Origin of the sequence: Pseudomonas siliginis, assembly GCF_019145195.1 — a bacterium.
Classification (GTDB): Bacteria; Pseudomonadota; Gammaproteobacteria; order Pseudomonadales; family Pseudomonadaceae; genus Aquipseudomonas; species Aquipseudomonas siliginis.
Window position 1 is genome coordinate 271,304 of record NZ_JAHSTW010000001.1, and the last position, 23,724, is coordinate 295,027.

General features: G+C 57.6%; 26 protein-coding genes and 1 pseudogene. 19 read left to right on the plus strand and 8 right to left on the minus strand.

The features are described 5' to 3' along the window. Window positions 1-90: 90 nt before the first annotated feature. From KVG87_RS01180 to KVG87_RS01210, 7 genes are all read left to right on the plus strand, one after another. Entirely contained in the window at window positions 91-975 is an 885-nt protein-coding gene (locus KVG87_RS01180) for an HvfB family MNIO-type RiPP peptide maturase (protein WP_217848745.1), read from the plus strand. Next, window positions 968-1,759: an HvfC family RiPP maturation protein gene (locus tag KVG87_RS01185; protein WP_217848747.1), complete on the plus strand. Its 792-nt coding sequence runs from the start codon at window positions 968-970 to the stop codon at window positions 1,757-1,759. The genes KVG87_RS01180 and KVG87_RS01185 overlap by 8 nt, the downstream gene beginning before the upstream one ends. Window positions 1,760-2,011: 252 nt before the next feature. After that, window positions 2,012-2,479: an HvfA family oxazolone/thioamide-modified RiPP metallophore gene (locus KVG87_RS01190; protein ID WP_217848749.1), complete on the plus strand. Its 468-nt coding sequence runs from the start codon at window positions 2,012-2,014 to the stop codon at window positions 2,477-2,479. Window positions 2,480-2,683: 204 nt separating this feature from the next. Further along, a complete protein-coding gene (locus KVG87_RS01195; RefSeq protein ID WP_016774741.1) occupies window positions 2,684-2,899 on the plus strand; it encodes a tautomerase family protein in 216 nt (71 codons plus the stop codon). Next, entirely contained in the window at window positions 2,896-3,552 is a 657-nt protein-coding gene (locus tag KVG87_RS01200) for a DsbA family oxidoreductase (RefSeq protein WP_122507365.1), read from the plus strand. The genes KVG87_RS01195 and KVG87_RS01200 overlap by 4 nt, the downstream gene beginning before the upstream one ends. A gap of 98 nt (window positions 3,553-3,650) precedes the next feature. Beyond that, complete coding sequence (locus KVG87_RS01205; protein WP_217848751.1) at window positions 3,651-4,679, plus strand: D-cysteine desulfhydrase family protein; 1,029 nt, start codon at window positions 3,651-3,653, stop codon at window positions 4,677-4,679. 84 nt (window positions 4,680-4,763) lie between these two features. After that, the gene (locus tag KVG87_RS01210; protein ID WP_217848753.1) at window positions 4,764-5,393 is read left to right on the plus strand and encodes a cysteine hydrolase family protein; all 630 of its coding nucleotides are present in this window, start codon (window positions 4,764-4,766) and stop codon (window positions 5,391-5,393) included. A gap of 186 nt (window positions 5,394-5,579) precedes the next feature. Here the strand turns inward: KVG87_RS01210 and KVG87_RS01215 are convergent, their stop codons facing one another. Then, window positions 5,580-6,461: a LysR family transcriptional regulator gene (locus tag KVG87_RS01215; protein WP_217848755.1), complete on the minus strand. Its 882-nt coding sequence runs from the start codon at window positions 6,459-6,461 to the stop codon at window positions 5,580-5,582. A 108-nt stretch (window positions 6,462-6,569) separates the two neighbouring features. Between KVG87_RS01215 and KVG87_RS01220 the strand changes: the two genes are divergently transcribed. Next, entirely contained in the window at window positions 6,570-7,571 is a 1,002-nt protein-coding gene (locus tag KVG87_RS01220; RefSeq protein ID WP_217848756.1) for a zinc-dependent alcohol dehydrogenase family protein, read from the plus strand. Window positions 7,572-7,844: 273 nt separating this feature from the next. Here the strand turns inward: KVG87_RS01220 and KVG87_RS01225 are convergent, their stop codons facing one another. Then, window positions 7,845-8,681, minus strand: coding sequence for an MliC family protein (locus KVG87_RS01225; protein WP_217848758.1), 837 nt, complete (start codon window positions 8,679-8,681; stop codon window positions 7,845-7,847). Window positions 8,682-8,834: 153 nt separating this feature from the next. Next, a pseudogene (locus KVG87_RS25825) lies at window positions 8,835-8,921 on the minus strand (integrase); the annotation flags it as partial. Window positions 8,922-9,047: 126 nt separating this feature from the next. Between KVG87_RS25825 and KVG87_RS01230 the strand changes: the two are divergent. From KVG87_RS01230 to KVG87_RS01245, 4 genes are all read left to right on the plus strand, one after another. Next, window positions 9,048-10,175, plus strand: coding sequence for an NAD(P)/FAD-dependent oxidoreductase (locus KVG87_RS01230; RefSeq protein WP_367616656.1), 1,128 nt, complete (start codon window positions 9,048-9,050; stop codon window positions 10,173-10,175). A gap of 270 nt (window positions 10,176-10,445) precedes the next feature. Beyond that, window positions 10,446-10,964: a sigma-70 family RNA polymerase sigma factor gene (locus tag KVG87_RS01235; RefSeq protein ID WP_217848761.1), complete on the plus strand. Its 519-nt coding sequence runs from the start codon at window positions 10,446-10,448 to the stop codon at window positions 10,962-10,964. Beyond that, the gene (locus tag KVG87_RS01240) at window positions 10,951-11,931 is read left to right on the plus strand and encodes a DUF4880 domain-containing protein (protein ID WP_217849366.1); all 981 of its coding nucleotides are present in this window, start codon (window positions 10,951-10,953) and stop codon (window positions 11,929-11,931) included. The genes KVG87_RS01235 and KVG87_RS01240 overlap by 14 nt, the downstream gene beginning before the upstream one ends. A gap of 121 nt (window positions 11,932-12,052) precedes the next feature. After that, a complete protein-coding gene (locus tag KVG87_RS01245; RefSeq protein ID WP_217848762.1) occupies window positions 12,053-14,443 on the plus strand; it encodes a TonB-dependent siderophore receptor in 2,391 nt (796 codons plus the stop codon). A 72-nt stretch (window positions 14,444-14,515) separates the two neighbouring features. On the opposite strand, the gene KVG87_RS01250 is transcribed toward KVG87_RS01245, so the two are convergent. Then, window positions 14,516-14,896, minus strand: coding sequence for a hypothetical protein (locus KVG87_RS01250; protein ID WP_217848764.1), 381 nt, complete (start codon window positions 14,894-14,896; stop codon window positions 14,516-14,518). Between the two features lie 410 nt (window positions 14,897-15,306). Here KVG87_RS01250 and KVG87_RS01255 point away from each other — a divergent pair, with 410 nt between their 5' ends. Further along, the gene (locus KVG87_RS01255; RefSeq protein WP_217848766.1) at window positions 15,307-15,792 is read left to right on the plus strand and encodes a DUF6130 family protein; all 486 of its coding nucleotides are present in this window, start codon (window positions 15,307-15,309) and stop codon (window positions 15,790-15,792) included. Window positions 15,793-15,850: 58 nt separating this feature from the next. Here KVG87_RS01255 and KVG87_RS01260 read toward each other — a convergent pair whose 3' ends face one another. From KVG87_RS01260 to KVG87_RS01270, 3 genes are all read right to left on the minus strand, one after another. Next, window positions 15,851-17,305: a TrkH family potassium uptake protein gene (locus KVG87_RS01260; RefSeq protein ID WP_217848768.1), complete on the minus strand. Its 1,455-nt coding sequence runs from the start codon at window positions 17,303-17,305 to the stop codon at window positions 15,851-15,853. 284 nt (window positions 17,306-17,589) lie between these two features. Further along, window positions 17,590-17,880 carry a hypothetical protein gene (locus tag KVG87_RS01265; RefSeq protein ID WP_076562881.1) on the minus strand — a complete coding sequence of 97 codons (291 nt, stop codon included), beginning with the start codon at window positions 17,878-17,880 and terminating at the stop codon, window positions 17,590-17,592. Continuing rightward, window positions 17,877-18,695 (minus strand): NAD(P)H-dependent oxidoreductase, encoded by an 819-nt coding sequence (locus KVG87_RS01270; RefSeq protein ID WP_076567604.1) that lies wholly within the window; start codon window positions 18,693-18,695, stop codon window positions 17,877-17,879. The genes KVG87_RS01265 and KVG87_RS01270 overlap by 4 nt, the downstream gene beginning before the upstream one ends. An 89-nt stretch (window positions 18,696-18,784) precedes the next feature. On the opposite strand from KVG87_RS01270, the gene KVG87_RS01275 reads away from it, so the two are divergent. Next, window positions 18,785-19,708, plus strand: coding sequence for a LysR family transcriptional regulator (locus KVG87_RS01275; protein WP_217848770.1), 924 nt, complete (start codon window positions 18,785-18,787; stop codon window positions 19,706-19,708). A 205-nt stretch (window positions 19,709-19,913) separates the two neighbouring features. On the opposite strand, the gene KVG87_RS01280 is transcribed toward KVG87_RS01275, so the two are convergent. After that, the gene (locus KVG87_RS01280) at window positions 19,914-20,225 is read right to left on the minus strand and encodes a hypothetical protein (protein WP_130901248.1); all 312 of its coding nucleotides are present in this window, start codon (window positions 20,223-20,225) and stop codon (window positions 19,914-19,916) included. 355 nt (window positions 20,226-20,580) lie between these two features. On the opposite strand from KVG87_RS01280, the gene folE reads away from it, so the two are divergent. The 5 genes from folE (at window position 20,581) to KVG87_RS01305 (ending at window position 23,683) form a co-directional block, all read left to right on the plus strand. Beyond that, window positions 20,581-21,138: a GTP cyclohydrolase I FolE gene (folE, locus tag KVG87_RS01285; protein WP_016774771.1), complete on the plus strand. Its 558-nt coding sequence runs from the start codon at window positions 20,581-20,583 to the stop codon at window positions 21,136-21,138. Between the two features lie 45 nt (window positions 21,139-21,183). Further along, window positions 21,184-21,726: a DUF3833 domain-containing protein gene (locus KVG87_RS01290; RefSeq protein WP_217848772.1), complete on the plus strand. Its 543-nt coding sequence runs from the start codon at window positions 21,184-21,186 to the stop codon at window positions 21,724-21,726. Then, on the plus strand, window positions 21,723-22,433 hold the full coding sequence (locus KVG87_RS01295; protein WP_217848773.1) for an SDR family oxidoreductase: 711 nt from the start codon (window positions 21,723-21,725) through the stop codon (window positions 22,431-22,433). The genes KVG87_RS01290 and KVG87_RS01295 overlap by 4 nt, the downstream gene beginning before the upstream one ends. Before the next feature lie 14 nt (window positions 22,434-22,447). Further along, window positions 22,448-22,753 (plus strand): DUF6482 family protein, encoded by a 306-nt coding sequence (locus KVG87_RS01300; protein WP_016774774.1) that lies wholly within the window; start codon window positions 22,448-22,450, stop codon window positions 22,751-22,753. Window positions 22,754-22,879: 126 nt separating this feature from the next. Continuing rightward, the gene (locus KVG87_RS01305) at window positions 22,880-23,683 is read left to right on the plus strand and encodes a DUF1206 domain-containing protein (RefSeq protein WP_217848775.1); all 804 of its coding nucleotides are present in this window, start codon (window positions 22,880-22,882) and stop codon (window positions 23,681-23,683) included. The last annotated feature ends 41 nt before the right edge of the window (window positions 23,684-23,724 follow it).

Here is a 23,724-nt window from a genome sequence, read left to right on the forward strand (position 1 = left end):
TCACCCGATTCACACCCCCCGGCTGCCAGCGGTAACCGTGGAGGTGCTGTGGATCGGGGGTTCCAGACGTCGAGTCGGAGTATTGAGTTCATGCAAACGAACACTTCATCATCAACACATTTAGATCCACAGCTCCCCTTTGGGGCGACCGTCGGGCTCGGGTTGCGCCGTGCGCTGCTCAACACGCTTCGCGACGCTCCAGTCGGGGATTTCGATTTTCTAGAGGTTGCTCCAGAGAACTGGATCGGCATCGGTGGCGCTCATGGTGAGGCCTTGCAGTTGCTGGCTGAACGCTACCCGCTGTCATGCCATGGCCTGTCACTGTCGCTGGGTGGCAGTGCGCCGCTGGACGAATCTTTTCTTGAGCAAGTCCGCGGGTTTCTTGATCGCTTCAACGTGCCGTTCTATAGCGAACACCTGAGTTACTGCAGTGACGATGGCCATTTATACGACCTGCTGCCGTTGCCATTCACTGAGGAGGCCGTTCATCACGTTGCTGCGCGCATCCGCCGTGCGCAGGACATTCTCGGTCGTCGTCTTGCTGTAGAAAACGTCTCTTACTACGCCGCTGCTCATCAGGACATGGACGAACTTGCTTTTACCAATGCAGTACTCCGCGAGGCGGATTGCGACCTGTTGCTCGACGTTAACAATGTGTACGTAAACTCGGTGAACCACAGCTTCGATCCAGCGGTTTTCCTCGCAGGCCTGGAACCAGAACGCGTAGTCGCCATGCATGTGGCTGGCCACTACGACGAAGCTGATGACCTGATCATCGACACCCATGGTGCTTCGGTCAAACCGGTAGTCTGGTCATTGCTGGGACAGGCTTATGACCTTTTCGGCGTGAAGCCAACCCTGCTGGAGCGCGATTTCAACTTTCCGTCCTACGACGAACTGGTGGCTGAGCTGAACACCATCAGGCGCTTGCAGCGCGACGCGGATGCTTTGTTGCGGGTGAGCGTCGATGGCTGACTCCCCTTCAAGTTTGCACAGTCAGCAGCTCGCACTGACCCGGTACCTGCGTGACCCGGACAGTTATGCGCCGCCTGCGCAGATGAATCCCGAGAGAGCACAGGTCTATCTCAACCTGGTGTTGAACAATCTGTTGGGGTTGCTGGGTGGGACGTTTCCGGTGCTGGTTGCCGTGCTGGGTGATGCCGGTTGGCGTGCGCTGGTACGGCGTTTTTTGCGTGACTACCGCGCGCAAACGCCACGCTTCGGAGAAATTGCTCGTGAGTTTGTAGGCTTCGTAGCGAGCCTGGAGGACTCGCCCGGTTTTGAGCATCCCTGGTACCCGTTCTTGCCTGAATTGGCTCATTACGAGTGGGTGGAAATGGCGCTGCAACAGTTGGACGCTGCGCCGTTAAAAGCCAGTGATGCGGCGCATTTACTCGACCGTCCCCTCAGGCTTTCCCCGCTCGTCTGGCCGCTGGCTTACACCTGGGCGGTACATCGTCTCGGGCCAGGTCATCTGCCTTCTGAACCGCCAGAACAACCAACGTTGCTGCTGATCAGCCGTGTGCCGAGTGGCCAAGTGCAATTCTCCCAGGTCAGCCCTCTCGCGTTCCGTTTGTTGCAGCGGATCGAGCAGTTCCCTCACATGGATGGTCGAGCGCAGTTGCAGGCTTTGGCTGCGGAGGCTGGTGCAACAGACGTGACCGGCTTCGTCGCTGACGCACTGGTGCTGCTGCGCCAGCTGCATGCGCAAGCTGCCGTCGGCGTAGCCGCGACACCCGTTTTAAAGCTGTTGTCCTGACTGACGCGCAAAGGCTGAGGTCAGTTTTTGTATCTCTATGTACCCAAACGCGAAGTCTTGGGATTGGCTTACAAATGCTCCGCTCGCCGATACATCGCCGATACATGACTCCCGCTAAATAGGCCTACCCGAACTAGGACGCTCTGTCGAAGTGGACGACGCTTGCGCCCTTCGCCTCGAGCGTCCTTGAGGGTCTATCCGCCCTGTGGCATGAATCGCGGCCTCGCCGCGCAAAGCATCTGGAGAAGCACTATGTACCGTAAACCAATGTCGAACAAAACCAGTCTTGGCCTGGCCGCAATTGCTTTAGCCGGTGGCATGAGCCTGGCATCGTCTGCGGCATTCGCTGTAGAGCCATTGCCTCAAGGTTATCAATTGGCATCGGCGGATAAAGCCGGCGAAGGTAAATGTGGTGAAGGCAAATGCGGCGCCAGCGAAGCCAGCGACAAGTCCGCTACTGCCGAGGGCAAATGCGGTGAAGGCAAATGTGGCGACGACTCTTTCGCTCGCACAGATACCGACCATGATGGCCTCGTCTCTCTTAAAGAGCTGCTGGCTGTGGCACCTCAGGGCGGTGAAGAATTCAAAGCGATGGACACCAACCACGATGGTTTTCTTTCGGAAGGTGAGGTCTACAAGTTCAGAACCAACCAGTACATCTCCAATGGCAAAAAAGTCCCCACCGAGCTATTTACCCGCATGAGCAAAGCGCAGAACTGATTCCTCCCGCCGTAGCATTCGCCCTCCCCGCGCCTGCAGCCAGGGAGGGCGATTTATCTTCTGCAAAGCCCCCAGTTGTATTGATTACATCGCGTCATAAGTGATGTTCTCCGCCCCTGATTTATCCCCTGAACGCAACACTCTAAAGTCCATCCCACTGCTCCCCTCATCATGTCGATGGGGCGCCTACTGGAGACTTATCCCATGCCTTTCATCAGCGTTCGTATCACTCGCGACGGCGTCACCAAAGAACAGAAATCTCAAGTCATCGCCGAGATCACCAAAACCATGCAAACCGTCCTCAACAAGGACCCGCACCTCACCCACATCGTTATTGAAGAGGTCGACACCGACAACTGGGGCTATGCCGGAATTACCACCACCGAGTACCGCCAACAACTGACGGAGTCGAAGAAATGACTTTCCCCGTCAGTATCGACTTTGTGTCGGATGTCGTGTGCCCCTGGTGCGCACTCGGCGCCACAGCGCTGGAACAAGCCATCGCCAATGTTGCCGGCGAGGTTGCCGTGGAGCTGACCTTCAAGCCCTTCGAACTGAACCCGGACATGCCGGCCGAGGGCGAGCACGCCATCAAGCACATGATGCGCAAATACGGGCGCAGCGCCGAAGAAGTCGCTTCGCGCAATGAAATGATCGTCGCGCGTGGCAAAGCCATCGGTTTTCAGTTCGACCTGGACAAGCGCAGCCATTTCTACAACACCTTCGATGCCCATCGCCTTCTGCTCTGGGCCGTGCAGGAAGGCCGCCAGGTCGCGCTGAAGAAAATCCTGATCGAGGCTTATTTCACCAATGGCGAGAACCCCAGCGACCACGAAACACTGGTGCGCCTGGCCGGTGAAGCGGGACTTTCAACCACCCGCGCCCGAGAGATTTTGACTAGCGAGGCGTTCGCTCTCGAGGTCCGTGAACTAGAGAGTTTTTACCTTGAGCGCGGAATTAATTCGGTCCCGGCCATGGTACTGAACGGTCGTCAGTTGGTGTCCGGATCGCTATCAGTCAAGGAATACGAGCAAATCCTCAGGCAAGTGGCACGAGAGTCCGCCCCGGCCTGACAAAGCGACTTAACTTCAATACCAGTTATTAACCATTTGGCCGGGGCCTTGGTGAAGTGACCGCCCCACTTCCTTTCATCAACGTCAAGTGAACCGTCATGCCTCACGACTTGAATCAACTGGAAACTGCGCTGGCTGCTTACCCCCGAGTGGCGCTGCTGGAAGGCCCGACACCGATTCAGAAGCTGTCCCGCCTGAGCCGGGCAGCCGAACTGCATGGCTGCAACCTGTACGTCAAACGCGATGATCTGATGGGCCTCGGCGGTGGTGGTAACAAACTGCGCAAACTTGAATTCCTGCTTGGCGAAGCATTGGCCGAAGGCGCGGACACACTGGTTACCTGGGGCGGTTTTCAATCCAATCACGCCCGGCTGACCGCCGCCGTCGCGGCCCGCCAAGGTTTGGCCTGCGAGCTTATCCTGACCCCGTCTGCGGTGCGCAGCGATGATGATTTTTGTCATAACGGCAACGTATTGCTCGATGGCCTGTTTGGCGCAAAGGTCCATCGACTGCCGCGGGGTTTGACGCCCGATAGCTACGCTGGTGAATTGCTTAGCGCGCTCAAAAGCCAGGGCAAAAAAACCTTCCTCATACCATTGGGCGGCTCCAGCCCCAGGGGCAGTCTGGGCTACGCCGCTTGTGCGGGAGAGATCCTCCGCCAGGCAGACGCGCTCGGCGTTCACTTCGAGCGGATCATCATCCCCAACGGCAGCGCCGGAACCCATTCAGGACTGCAAGCGGGTCTGGCACTCGCTCGATCATCAACCGAAGTTATCGGCTACTCGGTGTTGGCCAAAGAGGAGCAGGCCACGGCGACGACACTGGAAAAAACTCGGGAAACCTTGCAGCTCCTGGCCCCGTCCGCATCCCTTGTGGAAGGCGCAATCACTGTAGATGGCAGTCAACGTGGCGACGCCTATGGCGCCCCCACCGAATCGATGCTCGAAGCGGTTCGGCTGCTGGCCTCTGTTGAGGGCTTGCTGACGGATCCGGTCTACGGTGGCAAGGCCTTCGCCGGGTTGCTCGCTGCCGTGCGCCAAGGCGACTACCCGGCAGGAAGCAATCTACTGTTTGTGATGACCGGCGGCTTGCCTGGCCTTTTTGCCTACCGCAGCGCCTTCAACTGACTTGAGCTTTTTCGTCGTCATAAAAAACTGATGCCCGGGCGAGCCCACGGCATCGGTCACTCAACTTGCGTGGAGTACATCGTCATGTCGAACGCCCCTTATCCGCTGAACCGCACCGCTTACCTGCTGGTCGATCCGTACAACGATTTTCTCTCGGAAAACGGTAAGGTCTTCCCCTTGATCAAGCCGATTGCCGAACAGGTCGGGCTGCTCGACAACCTGCGAGCCCTCGATCGCGCCGTACGAGCGCAGAACATTCCGGTGGTCATCGTGCCGCACCACCGCTGGGAACATGGCGACTACGAAGGCTGGGATCATCCAACACCGACCCAGTGCAAAATCATGCACATGCACCACTTCGCACGCGGTGAATGGGGCGGCGAATGGCATCCCGATTTTGCGCCGAAGGACGGCGACATTGTCGTGCAGGAACATTGGGGCTCCAGCGGCTTTGCCAATACCGACCTTGATTTTCGCCTGAAGCAGAAAGGCATCACCCACGTCATCATCGTCGGCCTGCTCGCAAACACCTGCATCGAAGCGACCGCCCGCTACGCCTCGGAACTGGGCTACCACGTCACGCTGGTGCGCGATGCGACCGCCGCATTCCGTGCAGAAATGATGCACGCCGCCCACGAGTTGAACGGGCCGACTTTCGCTCATTCAATCGTCACCACCCAGGAATTGATTGAAGCGCTTGCAGCGCAGGTGTAATGGCGAGGAACCTCACCGATTTCGCCAGTTTGCCGTAGCGCGCTCACTCCAAGGACAACTCAGCGCTTGATCGACCGCCAATAAGAGCTGTGCAGAAATCAGCTTGAGCCACCTGTTCGTGTCGGCTTCAATGGCAGGAAAATTCGCTGATGGTCGATGTAGATCCGTCTTCCCGGCGAAACGCTTCTACAACATTTGCTCGCGTAGAAAATCGATGAACGCCATCGTCCGCGCTGAACGTCGTCGCTCGCGGCTGAGTACGGCGCTGACAGGCAGCGCGCTGGTCTGATAGTTATCGAGTACGGTACTCACCCTGCCCTGCTCGACGTCAGCTGTGAACAGCCATTGCGGTGAGAGGGAAATACCCAAGCCGCAGAGCACCATTTCGCGGATGGCCTCGCTGCTATTGCTGGTGACGTTGCCCTGAATGGCTACATCGAGTTCCTCGGCGCTGTGGGTAAAGTGCCAACGGTCGTAATGCTCCAGCAACGTGAAGCCGATGCAGTTGTGATCGGACAGTTCGCTGGGCTCACGTGGCACGCCGTGCAGAGCCAGGTAAGCGGGCGCGGCATAGACACGCCGTGGGCTATTGCCCAGTGGCAGTGCCACCAATCCCTCGTTCTTCACCGCGCCAATGCGTATAGCCAGATCAATGTTTTCCTTGAGCAGGTCTTCATTGTGGTCACTCAGCCGCAGGTCAATCCGCACATCAGGATGGCGTTGCAGGAAAGTCCCTATGAGCGGCGCAATGCATAACCTTCCATAACTGACCGGCGCGGCGACTCGTAAAGGGCCGGCAATCTGCTCCTGGCCACTGGTAAAGCTCCGTGTAGCAGTTTCGACGTGGCCGAGAATTTCCTGGCAGTGGTCGTAGAAGCGTTGACCTTGGTCGGTCAGGGCCAGGTGCCGAGTGCTGCGTGCGAAAAGTGGCCCACCCAGATACTGCTCCAGCGCGCGCACTTGCTTACTCACTGCCGGCTGCCCCACGTTCAGTTCACGGGCGACCGCCGAGAAAGACCCGCGCTCCACGACGCGAACAAAGACATGCATGCTGTCGAACAGATCCATCGACGATTGGTTCTCTTTGGGGAATAAGTCATATGCACATTGGGTTTCTTATCGGAATGATTAAAGCGCGGCAATCTGTAAGCGTCCATCCCAACACAGGTTCGCGCCATGAAACATTCCATGCTTGCCGCCATCGCCGAGTCCGCTCAATCCCCGCTGGCCATCCGTCACATCGATCGCCCTGTTCCCGGTAAGGGGCAAGTCCTGGTCAAGGTTCACGCCGCAGGAGTCAATCCGCTCGATACCAAAATTGCCGCCGGCGCAGGGGCTCACGCCCGCCAAACGCTGCCGGCCGTGCTCGGCCTTGATCTTGCCGGTACGGTGGTCGAAACGGGCGAAGCAGTCGAGGGGTTCACCCCGGGCCAGGAAGTCTTCGGCATGCCCGGCGGGATCGGCGGTGCCCAAGGCACCATGGCCGAGTACATTGCCGTGGATGCCCGCCTGATCGCGGTCAAGCCACACACCCTCAGCATGCGTGAGGCGGCTGCATTGCCTTTGGTATTCATCACCGCGTGGGAAGGTCTGGTCGATCACGCCAATGTCCGCTCTGGTCAGCGTGTCCTGATTCATGGGGGCGCAGGTGGGGTCGGCCAAGTGGCTGTGCAACTGGCCAAGGCACGCGGTGCCGATGTCTATGCCACCGGTTCGGCGGGCAGTCTCGACTTCATACGCTCGCTGGGGGCTACAGCGATCGACTATCAGGCACAGAGCGTTGAGGATTATGTCGAGCACTACACCTCCGGCGAAGGGTTCGACATTGTCTACGACACCGTCGGCGGCAGCACGCTGGATGCATCATTCAAAGCCGTGAAAGCCTATACCGGGCACGTGCTGAGCTGCCTGGGCTGGGGCCAGCACAGCCTGGCACCGTTATCGTTCAAAAGTGCCACCTACTCGGGGGTTTTCACTCTGGCTCCGCTGCTCACCGGCAAAGGACGCGAACACCACGGCGCTATCCTGCGCGAGGCCGCTGCGCTGGCCAATGCGGGTCAACTGACGATCCGCGTGGATCAACAGCACTTTGCACTGCAAGACGTCAACGAGGCATTTCGCCAAGTCGCCGAAGGCCGCGGCAAGGGCAAGACGGTTATCGAGTTTGTGACTGCATAGCCTCTTGTAATCCTTTCAGAACGCAAACGGCCAAAGGCTTCTGCCTTTGGCCGTTGGTTGCCACACAGCAATAACCGCTTTCGGGCAAGAGCTGCCGCCCTCATGGTCTTCTCCAGCCCAAAACGCTGTCGCCAGTTGCTGCCGACCGTATGGCACACCTACTGGCATGGGCCGCACACCATATGGATGGCAACCCGATCCCTATAGGCGGCTCGTTCTATGAGAGCTGGCCTCTCACCCATTTGTAATTACCTGGCCTGAATAAACCGCTGCTCAAGGTTTTCTTTTGCATTGCTCTTCGGGCGCATCATATCCCCAAGTGATGATGGCTTCGGCCTTATGTTCCCAAAGCGATTCATTACGCCCGACGTACTTGATGCCCATGCCACTGAGTTGCTGGTACATCAGCGATACGCTGTCGCCACGCTCGGCTATTAATGTCGGCGGATCAGTTTCGAAGAACCTGACAGTTACCTCGTTTGCAGGGTTGCCGTCGCATTCGTAAATGACAGGCCCAGTGCCAGAGATCAGTCGGTACCGTGCTTGCAACTCAGCGATGCGGTTATGGTATTCCATGCGCAGGCATGCACCGACGTCATCACTCTTCCAGCATTCGTCCCGCCCCTTGATCCACCCCCGCTGCTCTGCTTTGAGCATTGGAGGATGCTCGTTGCCGGCCTTGATACTCGCACTGGCATACACTGCCGAGAGTTTGCGATCGAGGGCAGATAATTCCTTGTCTTTACATATCAATGCTTCGATACCGCCAGGCTCCGCCTTTGAGCAATCGTAAGATGGACCAGGTGACGAACTGATAGCCGACGATGTTCCCGTGCGCGCCCCGGTCGACTGTATCGCACTGATTTGCTGATCAATGTAATTGCACCACTGCTCGGAGCTTCGCTCAGGGACATCTGACCCATCTTGAACCCCCAACTTTATCTCGATCACTGACTTCCATTCGTCAGAACCTAGATCCGGTCCGTGCCCTTGCATATCAGCCGTATGCAGAACCTTATCAACCGATTGATACCACGTGTTTGAGCATTGAGATTGCGCCTTGGCAATGCCTGTGAGGCCAATCAGTAGCAAAACCAAATATTTGCGCATGTGCGGTTTCCCTGGATTTACGCAGTCGCCAAAGACCCATCTTAGCCGGTCTCATCCGCTAGCGATCGGTGAGTCAATAGTGATTGCAGCACCTGATGAGCCACATCAATCGGCCATAAGTAGATGGAAGGAGATTGATTGCCTCAAGGCTCAGATATCCCTGACTTGAAGCGGAGCTTTCTGGCCAACGAGCTTCCCCTTATTCCATGGCTGATGTCGATATTTAGCGACTGTGTACATGGTGGTGCCCTCCACGTGGGTGAAGGACCGGGGTGGATCAGTCGCGCGGCACCGTCGTCGGATTCGGCCAGAAGCAGACACTTGAAAAGCTCAACGATCAGGTTCTCATGTCATGAAATCATCCGGCTGCCATACCATCGGCACATCGACAATACGGAGGTTGATATGGGAAATGGTCAGGACAAACGAGTCGTTGTCGTTGGTGCAGGCATCGTTGGCGCGTCATTGGCGTATCACTTGGCAGGTAAAGGCGCGAATGTCACTTTGGTAGAAGCTGAAGATATAGCTTCGGGAGTGACTGGCAGCTCATTCGCCTGGCTCAATGCCTCACACCCCGAACCCGACCCAATCGCGCAACTGCGCGGTTCTGCCATCAAGGAGTACCGCCGACTCCAAACGCAGCTGCCTGGTCTGGAGATAAGATGGACAGGCGCCTTGTCTTACAGTGCGATGGCGATTGAGGCGCTGCCAGTCTCAGGTCACCAGGCTTCGGCAAACCTGGTGTCTCGATCGCAGATTCTCGACTTGGAACCAAATCTCAAGAACCCTCCCCAGTCTGCTCTGTATGCGGCTGAAGAAGGAGCGCTGGACGCAGTGGCAGCTACGCATGCGTTGATCGCAGGTGCGCAGGCATATGGGGCGAAGATTTTCACTCGGACGCGAGTGCTCGGTTTTGTAACCCGGAGTGCAACGGTGACTGGAGTCGAAACAACGATAGGCAGCCTCGATGCCGATATCGTCGTACTGGCAGCCGGGACAGGCATCACGAAACTGACAGACATGCTTGGAGTGTCCCTGCCAATAGAGGCCTCGCCTGCCATTTTCATCCGTTACAAGTCACAACTCAACCTCGTACACACCCTCATATCCAGCCCTGAAATGGAAGTGCGGCAAAGTTCGGATGGTGCGTTGCTCGCGGCGGAAGATTATCTGAACGATGCCGTGGAAAATCAGCCGGCAGCGATAGCGCTTCGCACGGCCAAGACAATCCAGAACGAACTCCATGGTGTCGTTTCCATAGAACCGGAACGGGCTTGTGTCGGCCTCAGGCCCATGCCTGCCGATGGCATCCCCATCATCGGTTATCTCCCCAAAGGAGGTGGCGTCTACGTTTGTGCAATGCACCCTGGAATTACTTTGGCGGCGATAGTGGGACGTCTGGCCAGCGAGGAGATCATCGATGACAAGGTATCCAGTGCCCTTTGCCCATGCCGGCCTGATCGATTTTTGCAAGCGGAGGGAAGCCTCTTGTGAGGCAGAAATCGGCCAAGAGCAGACATTCGAACCTAAGGTAATGCGATGAAGAGAAAAACTAGTATGACAGCACCTCTGACCAGTAACGCAGCAACCCAGCCTGGGCCTATTACCGGGATCGGCGCGTCAGCCTGAACTGTGGCGAATTGTCCAAGAAACCCGGGGCGTCATTTCGTCCGAAACAGACACTACGCGCGACGTATTTGCCTGATGGCCCAACGCCTGAGTAGAATGCGATTCATTATCAATCATGTATGTCCCGGGATGCCGATGCGTAGCGACGAAACACTAGGTACTGCAGATCCAGGGCTGCTCTATCGCACCCACTTCTCGTGGTTACAGGGCTGGCTGGTCCGACGCATTGGCTGTCGCGATAATGCCGCAGATCTGGCGCAGGACACCTTTGTGCGTGTGCTCAAACACCGTCATCAGTCCGGCGCCCTGCGCGAGCCACGTGCTTATTTGAGCAGCATTGCCCGCGGTCTGATGATTGATCAGTATCGTCGTCGCGAACTCGAACGTGCTTACCTGGAAAGCATCACCTTGCTGCCTCAACACGAGGTTCCATCGGAAGAAAGCCGGCTGATGATTCTCGATGCGCTGGAGCGCATAGACCGTCTGCTCGACTCGCTTAAACCAAGAGTACGCCAGGCGTTTTTATTTGCCCGACTCGACGGTCTGACCTGCGCGCAAATCGCCGGAAAGCTCGGTGTTTCCCGCGCGACGGTGGAGCGCGATCTGGCCACGGCCCTGCAACATTGCTATCGCTTGCGTTATGTCGAGGCCTGAGCCCGAGGCGCTGGATCCGGCCATTGTCGAGCAGGCGATCCAATGGCTGGTGCGCCTTCGCTTCAATCAAGCCGATGAACAGACACAGCGCACTTTCGAGCACTGGCTGCAGCAGCGCCCGGAGCATGCGTTGGCGTGGCAGCGTGTGGAAACGCTGGGAGATGAATTCGAAGGCGTGCCAGCTCAGTTGGCTCGACAAACCCTTAAGGGCGCCCAACATGGAATGCGCCGGCGGGAAAGCCTGAAGCTACTGGGCGTATTGGCGACGGTCGGCACGGCAGCCTGGCTCGGCCGCGACTACACCCCCCTGCCCTCCATGCTTGCACAGCAGCGCAGCAGCACCGGCGAGCAACGACGTTTCGAACTCGATGATGGCAGCCTTATCCAGCTCAATAGCGATAGCGCCGTCGACAGCGATTTCGACGCCCAGCGGCGCCTGATCATCCTGCGCCGTGGTGAAATCATCGTGAATGTCGGTGCGGATCAACACTCGCCGCAAGCGCGACCGTTGTGGGTGCAATCACGCGACGGGATCATGCGAGCCCACAGCTCGCGCTTTCTGGTCCGCGAGCGTGACGACGGTACTCTGGTCGCAGCTCAGGAGGGATCAGTCACGGTTTTCCCCGGCTCCGGTCAAGCGTCTGCGAGCCGCAACGTCCTGGCAGGAAACCAACTGCTGTTCACATCAAGTGACGCCCGAAGGTTCAGGGACAACGGCCTTGATCTATGGGGTTGGGGTGACGGTGTGATCAGTGCGAACCATATGCGCCTTGGTGACTTCATCGCAGAGTTGTCGCGTTATCGCCCAGGAGTCCTGCGCTGCGCCGAAGAGGTCGCTGATCGACGCGTTTCAGGCACTTTCCAGCTCGCCGACAACGATCGGGTCCTGGCATTGATCGCGCAGTCACTGCGCCTGCACATTGATTACCGAACCCGTTACTGGGTCACCGTGAGCGCTGCGACCTGAGTCCACCTGAATATTTTTCTGCTACCTGAAAAATAATGAGGTGGTTTCTCATTCTCGTTCGACCTGTAAGGAAGGCCGGAATACAGGCCAGTCTGCCGATGTCCTTTCTTGGAGCGAGAAAATGAGTTCGTCCCCGGTTTCACAGCGCCATCCATTAAGTCGTGCCATGCACGGTGCGATTTTGGGTTTGATCGTGAGCAGCTATGCATTGCCATCGCTGGCGCAAACCTCGGGCGCTGACCACAGCGATCAAGTCAAACAGTGGAATATCGCCCCCGGGCCACTGGCGCCAGCGCTTGACCGTTTTGCGCGCGAAGCTGGCATCAGCCTTTCCTTCGACGCCTCGAGTGTTGCGAACCGCACCACGGCTGGCGTGAATGGCTCGCTCGAAACGTCGGCAGCGCTGTCATCCTTGCTGCAGGGCAGCGAATTGCAGGTCGAACAGCAAGGCCCGAATGCTTACCTGCTGACCCCTCAAGCAAAAACCGCCGGCCCGCTGGAACTCGACGCAACGGCCGTCGAGGACTACCGCCTCGCCCCGCTCATCATCAATGCCAAGGTCCGGGTCAGTGCCGACGACGACGCCAACTCGGTGGTTGCCAAGGAGCTCTGGGTGGGCGGCAAGGTGGCCACCAGCATACTCAATACACCGGCATCGGTGTCGGTGGTGACCAACAAGGAAATGCAGCAACGCAGCGTCAGCACCACGGAAGAAGCGCTGCAATACACGCCGGGCGTGGTCAGCGACTTTTATGGTACGGATGATCGCAACGACTATTTCCAGATCCGCGGCTTCCAGGCCACCACCTACCGTGACGGCTTGACCCTCAGCTCGATGCGCGGCGTACGCGAAGATCCGTTCGCCTATGAGCGCATCGAGATTCTGCGTGGCGCCAACTCCACCCTGTTTGGCCCTGCGGACCCGGGCGGTTCGGTAAATTTCGTGACCAAACAGCCGCGCTTCGAGAAGTTTGGCCAAGGCTATGTGACCTACGGTTCGTTTGACCATGTCGAGACAGGCATCGATGTCGGCGATGCGCTGAACGACGAAAAAACCCTGGCCGGCCGCTTTACTGCCAAAGGCCAGAACAGCGATCGCGAGTACGATCATTCGCAGGACGACAACCAGTTGTTTATGGGTGGCCTCACCTGGGCACCGACGGATTACACGTCGGCCACGATGATTCTGGACTACCTGAAAACCGAAAGCTCGCCCAACAGCGGCGGCTATCCACTGGATCGGGAATACGACCGCAGCAAGTTTTATGGCGAGCCCAGCTACAACTTCCACGATGTCGAGCGCACCAGCCTCAGCGGTAACGTCACCCATGATTTCGACAACGGTTTCGTGCTGCGTAGCAATCTGCGTTACAGCAAGTTGACCGATGATTTTGGCTACGTTTACCTCAGCGACAGCGCCGCACGTGTCGGTACCACCGTCGATCGATACCTGTTTGGCACGGACACTGAAGCCGATCAGTTCAACGGCAATCTGATGCTGCAATACGATGCCCGCTTCGAGAACATCGACAGCAGTAGCCTGGTGGGTGTGGAGTATCTCGATTCGACCACCAAGGAAAGCTCGGTCTACGCCCTGACGACACCGATCGATATTGCCAACCCGGTGTTTACTGGCGTTCCACGCTCAATCGCGCCGTATGCCGTCAACAAGCGAGACGCGACCACCAAGGCCGTCTTCCTTCAGCAGAACCTGTCGTTCTACGAGCGTTTCATCGTCACCGGAGGCGTGCGCAACGACTCGATGGACCTGACCAGCAAAGGCTTGCAATCCACTGAGAAAGACACCTTCTCCGAAACCTCCTACCGAGGTGCGTTGACCTATATCGTCAACGATGAAGTCTCCACCTATGTGAGCATGGTCGAATCCGTCTCGCCGCCGCAGGTTGGCGTAACACCGCAGACAGGCAGGCAGTACGAAGTGGGCGTGAAGTATGCGCCGATGGGGATGGACGCACTGTTCTCCGCCGCCGTGTATGACCTGACCCAGGAAAACGTCACCATCGCCGTGGTGCTGCCGAGCGGCATCATCGAGCAGCAGACGGTGGGTGAATCACGTGCACGCGGCCTCGACCTGGAGGCCAAGGCGCAGGTGACGCAGAACCTCAGCCTGATCGGTGGCTATTCCTACATGGAGTCCGAGGTACTGCGCGGTTCGTTGTATGACGGCAGTTCCCTGAAGGGCAACGAGTTCGCCACGGCACCCAAGCATTCCGCTTCGCTCTGGAGTTACTACGACGTACCCGCCACCGATGTCAGCGTGGGCCTGGGTGCGCGCTACGTCGGCGCTTATTACTTCGATGCAGCCAACTCCGGCAAAAGCGATGGCACTACCCTGTTCGACGCCGCCTTCAACTACAAGATCGCCAAGGGCACCGACCTGGCGGTGAACGTCAGCAACCTGCTGGACGAGCAGCACGTGGTCGGCTCCGGCACCGCGAACTTCTACAACCCGGGCCGCGAGATTACCGCCAAGCTGAGCTACAACTGGTAAGCAGGCGGGTCAGCGTTTTTCCCCACACAGAAAACGGTGCCCGCGTTACCGCGGGCACCTTCGACTTGGTTGTTAGCCGCCGACCTCACGCAAAATTCTCTCAAGCTCAGGACGGGTCCACCTCTCCCAAGGGAATACCTCCCGGTCATCGCCGCTGTGCCAATACTCGCCCGCATCAAATGCCTGATAGATCGAAAATGCCGGCTCGGGCATCTCTGCGTACAAGGACAGATCGACGATATCGCTGATGACAATATTCATCACCTCATCACAGTAGTGAAAATCGCGGCAGCCGGTGATAAACAGTCTTGCCACTGAGATCGCCAACTGATTGAGAAGACCGCGGCTGTCGATCTGCAGGTGCTCACACATAACATTTAATTCGGTGTTTGGGGCTTTCTCAATCATCCCCAGTACGTAATCAAGCTCGGCATCACTAAGACCTGTGGCCATATGATCAAAGTACTCGTGAGTTCGGTTTTGCGATGGATTCAGGACAAGCCTGTTAGAAAGCATTTTGGCAGATTTGCTGTTTAGCGACAGCTATGGTTCGAAAGCAGCTTCTGATTGGGTGGTCCCGTTTTCCCCCGGGGCTTATTCGGCAGAGGTCGACTTGGACTGTCATCAGATAAAGGTGACAAAGCGGGTATCGAGACCCGCGCTCACTGGCGCTAGCGAATTGAGATAGTACACAAACACAAGGGTGGCCGCTTTTGGGTATTTGGCGATCCGTGACACGAAGATCGGTCAGAAGCGGCCAGCCAGTATCGATGAAATACGTTGGATGATTCCAGTTTCAAATGAGCAGCGGGCAATACCCAGCTTGATCTACGCTTGAATGAAATCACGCGGAGAACCCGATCATGTCCCTCGCACCCGGAAATCTATTGGCCCTGGCTTTGGGTGTCTGCTTTTGCACATCCGTGCTCGGACAAGGGGCAGCAGACAGCGATTCTCCACCGGCGATACTGCCATTGGCATCCGAAAGTGCGCCGAAACTCATTGCCTACCCGCCGCTTGCCGAGCCGCTCGCCCGTGGAGTGGTCATCATCCAGTTTCGAACAGAGCACGCCAGGATCATGCCGGTTTTTGGCAAGGTGGCTGCTGAGGTATCACCACGCTTAGGTCACCTTCACGTGACCGTCGATGACTGGAAAGGTACGTGGGCGCACACCAGTGAAGACCCGATTATCCTGGTCGGGCTAACGCCCGGTCCTCACAAGGCTCTCTTGGAAGTGGCCGACCCGACGCACCAGATCATCACCAGTACGACAGTGAGTTTTACAGTACCGGAGAAGACACCGATGGACGCTCCCCGTACTGACGATCATCACGCGGTAAAACCATGACCGCCGTGCTATCACCGTAACAGGCGACGATCGGCGTCTCTGCCTACGAATGACTGGCTCAATATCTCCAGAAAACCGGGGTCACGAGCACCAACACCGTCAGGATTTCCAACCGGCCTAGCAGCATGCCAACGGTGAGTAGCCATTTGGCCGCATCCGGCAGTGACGAGAAATTACCTGCCGGCCCGATGATTGTGCCCAGGCCGGGGCCGACGTTACACACCGCCGTAGCGGCACCGCTCAGGGCGGTAATCCAATCAAGCCCGATCAGAGCCAGGCCCAAAGCGATGGCGGCAATCGTGATGGTGAAAAAAAACGAGAAGGTCAGCAGCGAGCGGACGATTTCCTCGTCGATAGGATGACCGTTGTACTTTTTCTGAATCACGGCTCGGGGATGGATCAACTGCTTCAAGCTGCTGACCAGAAGCGCGGCAGCCACCTGAAAACGGAAGATTTTCAGCCCGCCTGCCGTTGAGCCGGAACAGCCACCGACGAAGGTCAGATAGAAAAACAGCAAAACAGCAAAGCTGCCCCACAAGGTGTAGTCGCCAACCGCAATTCCAGTGGTCGTGACAACCGAGGTCACATTGACCGCCACGATACGAAACGCGTCCCACCATCCGTAGTCGCTGTGCAAATACAGCCAGGTACCTACAGCCAGTGACGTGACGAGCAAGAATCCAATAAACCCGCGTACCTGGTGGTCCCTGATCAGCGCACGCCGATTGCCTCGACATGTAGCGACGTACAAGGTGAATGGCAGGCTGCCCAAGATCATGATGACTACCGCCACCCAGTGGATTGCTGGCTGCTCCCAGTGCCCGAGGGAGGAGTCCGACGTCGAGAACCCGCCGGTGGAGATCAACGACATTGCGTGGTTGATCGCTTCGAATGGGGTCATTCCTGCGAGCCAGAGCGCCAAAGTGCCGATACCCGTCAGGCCCAGATAGAGCAAAAGGATGTACTTGGCTGCGACATGAGAACGTGGTGTCACTTTCTCCGACCAGTCCGAGGACTCTGTCTGGAAAAGACGCATGCCGCCGACTCGCAAGAGCGGAAGAATCGCGACAGCCATGCCGATAAAACCGATCCCGCCTAGCCAGTGCAGCATGGAACGCCAGATCAACAAGCCGGGAGAGGCGCTATCCAGACCGGTGAGTACCGTCGAGCCAGTGGTTGTGATGCCCGACATCGTTTCAAAGAACGCATCGGTGTAGCTGATATCGCTGATGAAAACCATTGGTAACGCTGCGAAGGCGCACACAACAACCCAGCTCGCGGTAGTCAGCAGGTACATGTCCCTGGGCCGAAGATTGCCAGTCTCCGGACGCCCTCGCACGATCAACAGCAGACCACAGATGAAGGTAATCAGACTCGACCAGAGAAAGGCCGACAGATCGTCGCTGCGCTCATGGACCACCAGCGTGAACATGGGTATAGCCATGCTTACCGCCAGGGTGATCAGAAAAATACCCAAGATGAAGCCGATAAGCCGAATTGCTGCGAGGGACATCACGATAGCGTTCCAAATTAGCGCCGCGCAGTATCGAATGCCCGCAATAAAGACTGCGTAAATTCTCCGTAAAATTTTTACCTGCAATCAGTCAGACTGCGGGAGTCAAAGCGTGGCTATGAGTCAATTACAGGCCTTCGCAACAGGCCAGAATCGGCAGAAGCCGCCAGTGCCAGCCCTCTTCGCATCAAACGAGTCCCGGCCTGACGCTGCATGCTGCGCGTAAAATCTGGCTACAGCATGCAGCGCCGTGCAAACGGGTGTTGATCTGCGCTGATCGCTCATCAGGAGGAAACGAGTTTCTCGTAATCAGAGAAGGGCTTGAGCGCGCAGTACTGCACGTGCAGCAGATTCCCTTTGACGTAAGGCAGCGCCTCGATGTAATCACGCGCCTCTTCGAAGGTGGCGGATTCCAGTTCAAACGCGGCACCGGGACCATCGGCCAGCCCATGAACTGCGCGCACGATACCGCCAGCGAAGCCTTGCCAAACGTGCACTACCTCCGGTTTCGCCAGCCGCTTGAAGTCTTCTGCCGCTCCATCAGCACGGCGAGTCAGAACCACGAAGGTTTTCATGTCACCTCCTCCGTTTTCAGCTGCTTGCGCTGGATTGTTTCACCATAAGCGACGTGCGCCATTATGCCGCTCTGGCCCACGGCTACATGCGGTTTAAGCTCATTGCGGGGAGTGTAGTCCCCACCGTTTTGGGGCCGGAAGGGTATTGGCGCATCTGTGAACAAATCCTCGAGTCGGGTGCGCCAAGCCTCTTTGGCTGCGACGGCATCTGCGGCGGTCAAGTTGCCAGTGCCGTATATGGCGAACGTCGGCAGCACATCGAACCCAGGAAAGTAGAGCGAGCCGTGCGTGATCGGAAACAGCAATTGCTCGAGTGGTCCGTTGATGCCGCGCGGCGAGTAGTCTTCTGCGGGGCCGCCGACAGCCACTGACAACATGGCCCGCTTGCCTTTGAAAGCGCCGTCACCATAGCGGTAGGCGTTGCCAGCGTCCTTGTAGCCGTGGGCGAGTCCGGCTGCCCAGACGCGATCTATCCATCCCTTCATGATGGCTGGCATGCCGTACCACCAAAGCGGAAACTGGAAGATGACAACGTCTGCTGCTAGAACCTTGTCTTGCTCCGCCGCCACGTCAGAGCTTTGGCTGCGATGACGATAGGCGTGGGCGGACTCTGCTCCGAATGACAGCCGCTGAGGGTTGGCACGCTGAGGAAAGTCGTGCTCGTCAAATATCGCTTTCCAGCCCATGGCGTATAGATCGGATTGCAGGACCTCGTGTCCTTGCGCAGTCAAGCATTCAACAGACACATCCACCAGTTGCCGCGTTAGCGACGAAGGCTCGGGATGGGCATAGATGATCAGTACTTTTTTCGACATGAAGGACGGCTCCGCTGTGATTTCGAAGGAGTGTCGCGGGGCTCGGGCCATCTGTGAAATCGCAAAATTTTGCTGCTAACATAAGATCGATGGATACCAGACGCCTTGATCTAAATCTGCTTGTGACGTTGGAGGCCCTTCTCATTGAGCAGAACGTGACCCGGGCTGCCGCCCGTCTGCATTTGAGCCAGCCAGCAGTCAGCGCTCAGTTGAGCCGTCTGCGCGACGTCTTCAACGACCCTCTTCTGATCCCCGCGCAGCGTGGAATGACGCCCACCGTCAAAGCCTTGGAGCTGCTCGTGCCGCTTCGCCAGGCACTTGACCAGGTAAGGGCGACCGTCACTACTCATCTGAATTTCGAGCCCGCGACGGCGAGCCTGACGGTATCAATCGCCTGCACGGATTACGTGCAGGCGGTTTTGATCAAACATCTCGTTGTCGCCATGCGACGCGAAGCGCCGGGTGTCCGCATCGCACTGCGCATCCTGGACGTACCACAGCTGGAGCTGCAGATGACCCGCGGCGAGGTGGACCTGGCCGTGATAAACATGAATGGGGTTCCGCCCGCACTGCACTCGCAACACCTCTATGATGAGAGTTACGTGCTCATCGGGCGTCGTGGGCATCCAAGCCTGCGCGCGGACCTGACCGTGGATGAGTTCGCGCAGCTGGAACATGTCGTGGTGTCACTGCGCGGCGGAGGCTTCTCTACCTCGGTGGATCACGCCTTGGTAGCGCACGGGCTGCGGCGTAACGTCGTTCATTCAGCGTCGTCATTTCTTCCAGTACCGGAGTTGGTCGCGCAGTCGGATTGTGTGGCCCTGGTTCCAAGTCGTCTTGTAGACGGTCGCAGCGAGCAACTGCTGTGCGTAGCCCCTCCCTTGCCGGTGGAAGGTTTTGCGATTGGCTTGTTCTGGCATGAGCGGTCGGATGGGCATGCCGGCTTCAAATGGGCACGTGAGTTCATCACTCTCGTGGCCGATTCTCGTGCATCCGATTATGGCAACCCATGAACTCTGACAACCTCGAAACCCGTCCAGACAAGCTAGCGTGTCGAGTACTCGATAGGTCAAAGGCTCGCTGGTTGGCTCGCTCTCGCAAGCTCGTTGAGGCAATAAACCTACATCCATCTACGTATGGCCGATTATGGTTTTATCGGCATACCTGAATGACTGTTTTTGGCCGGAAGCTGCCTCCCACGCAGCGAACCGTGAATGGTCACTCGTCAAACAAGGTCCAGCCATGGCAAATGCCGGCAAAGTCTTTTGCCGTAAAAAATAATGTCAGTTCCTTTGGGTCAAATTCTTTGTAGAGCCAATGCCCAGGAATGGGGCCTCTCGTTATCACGTATTCCAAGCGGTATTTTTGAACAGGTCCAAAACCGAAGGAGCGTGAATTCAACTCAAACCGGTCACCTCTGTTGAGCGCCCATAGCTTTTCAACAAGGCAGTCATCAAACACCACCTCTCCCGCTACCTCAACGAGATACTTTGAATGAAGTTTCTGTTGAAGCCTAACGCTTCTGGCCATGCATCAACCTACCTCTGAACAGTCCGAGCATCGGCACAATAATACTTGAACATGATGATGACCGCTGTGGGTTGGAAAAAAGTGCGTTGGGCATCCGCTTTTGGTCGATAGCTGCCATCCGCCACCGGCAGCTATCAGCCGAGATGCCCGTACATCTGGCCCAAGCAAGCCACTCACCAAACCTGGCCCCAGGTTTGTCGTGTCTAAACTCCCAAACCCGCACAAAAAAACCACCGATGCGTTGTCAGTTGATCCTTTTCAGCCTATCTTCAATAAAACCTATACAGCCAACCTGTATGCGTACAACCTTTTCGCCCGACAGTATCCCTAACCCGCACCGCCACGAGTAACCCGAATGAGCCCACTACTAGCCAGCCATTACCGTGAAATCCTCGTTGGCGTCGGTGAGAACCCGGAACGCGAGGGTTTGCTGGACACGCCCCAGCGCGCCGCCAAGGCGATGCAATACCTGTGCAACGGTTACGCGATGAGCCTGGAAGACGTCACCAACGGTGCGCTGTTCGAGTCGCAGAGCGATGAGATGGTGATCGTCAGCGACATCGAGCTCTATTCGCTGTGTGAGCACCATATGCTGCCGTTTATCGGCAAGGCGCATGTGGCGTACATCCCCACTGGCCGGGTGCTGGGGCTGTCCAAGGTGGCACGGGTGGTCGACATGTTCGCGCGGCGTCTGCAGATCCAGGAAAACCTTACTCGGCAAATTGCTCAGGCGATCCAGCAGATCACCGATGCCGCCGGTGTCGCGGTGGTCATTGAAGCCAGGCACATGTGCATGATGATGCGCGGCGTCGAGAAGCAGAATTCGATCATGACCTCCTCGGTCATGCTCGGTGCCTTTCGCGATAGCTCGACGACGCGGCAGGAATTTCTCCAGCTCATCGGACGGCGCTAGGCCTATACACAATCTGTTACCTGTACAAGCTCAAGGAGTAGGCACATGACCCGATTTCTGCTGCTGTTAGGACTGGCGCTCAGCATCGCAAGCTGCGGCAGTGTCGATGTTGCTCGTTATGCGGATCAGCAACCGGCATTGAGTTTGGAGCAGTTCTTCAGCCAGCCCGTCAAAGCCTGGGGGATGTTTCAGAAACGCAACGGCGAAGTGGTCAAGCGTTTCGAGGTCGATATCGCCAGCCGTCGTGAAGGTGAAAACCTGATCCTCGACGAGCGCTTCCGTTACAGCGACGGCACCCGTGAGCGTCGGGTCTGGACACTCACTCCTGGCGGCAATGGTCAGTGGAGCGGTCGCGCGCATGATGTGGTCGGTGTCGCACAGGGCCAGATTGCTGGTAACACCTTCCACTGGCGTTATCGCCTGAACCTGCCAGTTGATGATTCGACCTATGAGATGAGCATGGACGACTGGATGTACCTGGTCGACGAAGACACGTTGATCAACCGCACCCGTATGTCCAAGTGGGGTTTCGAAGTCGGTCAGGTGACGGTGTTCTTCCGTCGTCAGAGCGCTGGAGCGAACCCATGAGCAGTGGGTTGACCCTGGCCTCGTTCGGCGACGGTTATCGCGCCTTGGTGATCGGTGCCAGTGGCGCCCTCGGCACGGCGTTCTGCCAACATTTGAACCAGGATCCACGCTGCGCCAGCGTCCGTGCGCTGGGACGCAAAACTGTGCCGAAGCTCGACCTCGAGCAGCCCGAAACGATCGCCAGCGCGGCCGCCGAACTGGCAGGCGAAGCGCCCTATCACCTGATCATTCACGCGGCCGGCCTCCTCCATCGCGACCAAGTCAAGCCGGAAAAAAGCTACAGCGCAATCGAAGCCGAGTCGCTGCAGGCCGTGTTTCAAGTCAACACGCTGGGGCCTGCATTGCTGCTGCGCGACTTTCTGCCATTGCTTGCGCCTCAAGGCGCGATGGCGATGCTGTCGGCGAAAGTCGGCAGCATCGGCGACAACCGTTTGGGCGGCTGGTACGCCTATCGCGCCTCCAAGGCTGCGCTGAACATGCTGATCAAGACCGCCGCCATCGAGCTTTCGCGCACTCGACCGCAGAGTCGTTTGCTCAGTCTGCACCCAGGCACGGTGGTCTCGCCGTTGTCGCAACCTTTTCGCGGAGCCTCGAGCGCCCGCCCGGCAGACATTGCCGCCGGGCAATTACTGAGTCTGATTGACACGCTGACGCCGGCCGACAGCGGCCATTTCTTCGCCTACGATGGAGAACGCCTGCCCTGGTAGGCAAGGAGTGAAGCATGAATCTGCAAACCCTCACCGAACGTGCGGCCAACAGTGAAGTTCGCGAACTCGAGCTGCTGTCACTCGAAGGTGGTTTTTATCTGGCGAGGATTCGCGTGGATCAGGGCCAGTTCACCTTGCTCGATGACGCGGCCAAGCCAATGCACCTGCGTTCGATCACCCACCTGCGCGACTTGCTGCAGACCGTGCCAGCGTTTCCCTGCGTGCTGGTGCAGCAATGCGTGCACGACGAAATGTGCGGTCGGGATTCAGGGCCGGTTGAAGAGCTGCGCATTCCATTTTCGCTGACCACGCCTTTATGAGGCTCAAGCGCGGCGAGCACTGAATGGCAGGCTGATAAGGCGCGCGTCGCCCGCGGGCGACGCATTTATCGAACCCCTGCCCCGTCCACGGGTCTGCTTCACATCGATTCCCTGGAAGTAAACCCCATGTCCACTCAACACACGCTTGTCCTGCTTGCCCGAGGCGGATACGCCGCGCGCGGCGTTCTGTATCTGATTATCGGCATCTTCGCGCTGCTGGCGGCGCACGACTCCACCAAACCGAAAGACAGTCACAAAAGCCTTGAAGCATTGCTCAGCCAGTCGTTCGGCTACGTGCTGATCGGTGTTGTGGTCGCCGGCCTGCTGGCCTTCGCCGCCTGGCGTGCGCTGCAAGCGATCCGCGATGTCGACCACCACGGCAGCGAGTTCAAAGGCCTGGTCATTCGCGCAGGTCTGCTCGCCGGCGGTCTGGTCAACGCGGCGCTGGCCTTCTTTGCCTTGGGTCTGTTGGTGAGTGGTCTCAGGAGTTCGGGCGGCTCCGGCGATGGCAAGACCAAGGATCTGCTCGCGCAGCTGTTGTCATTCGAGCATTCGAACCTGTTGATCTACCTGATTGCGCTGATTCCGCTGGGTGTCGGTATCGCCCACATCATCAAAGGCTGGAAGGCCACGTTCGAGAAATACTTCGAAGCGGATGACGAAGTGATGCGCTACGTGCGCCCGGTGTCGCGCTTTGGCTTGATCGCCCGCGGCGTGGTGTTTATCGAGATTGCAGTGTTGATGGCGGTCAGCGGCTCGGTTTACCAGGCAACCAATCCACCCGGCATGAAGGAAGCGCTGGACGCTTTGCAGAATCTGCCGGCAGGCGGCGTGCTGTTGATGCTGATGGCCTTGGGGCTGATCGCATTTTCGGTGTACAGCTTTTCCGAAGCCGCCTGGCGCAGAATCGAAATGGATGTGCCGTTGTAAGCGGCGAATCGAGGGGGCGTGTGCCCCCTCGACTTTTCGTC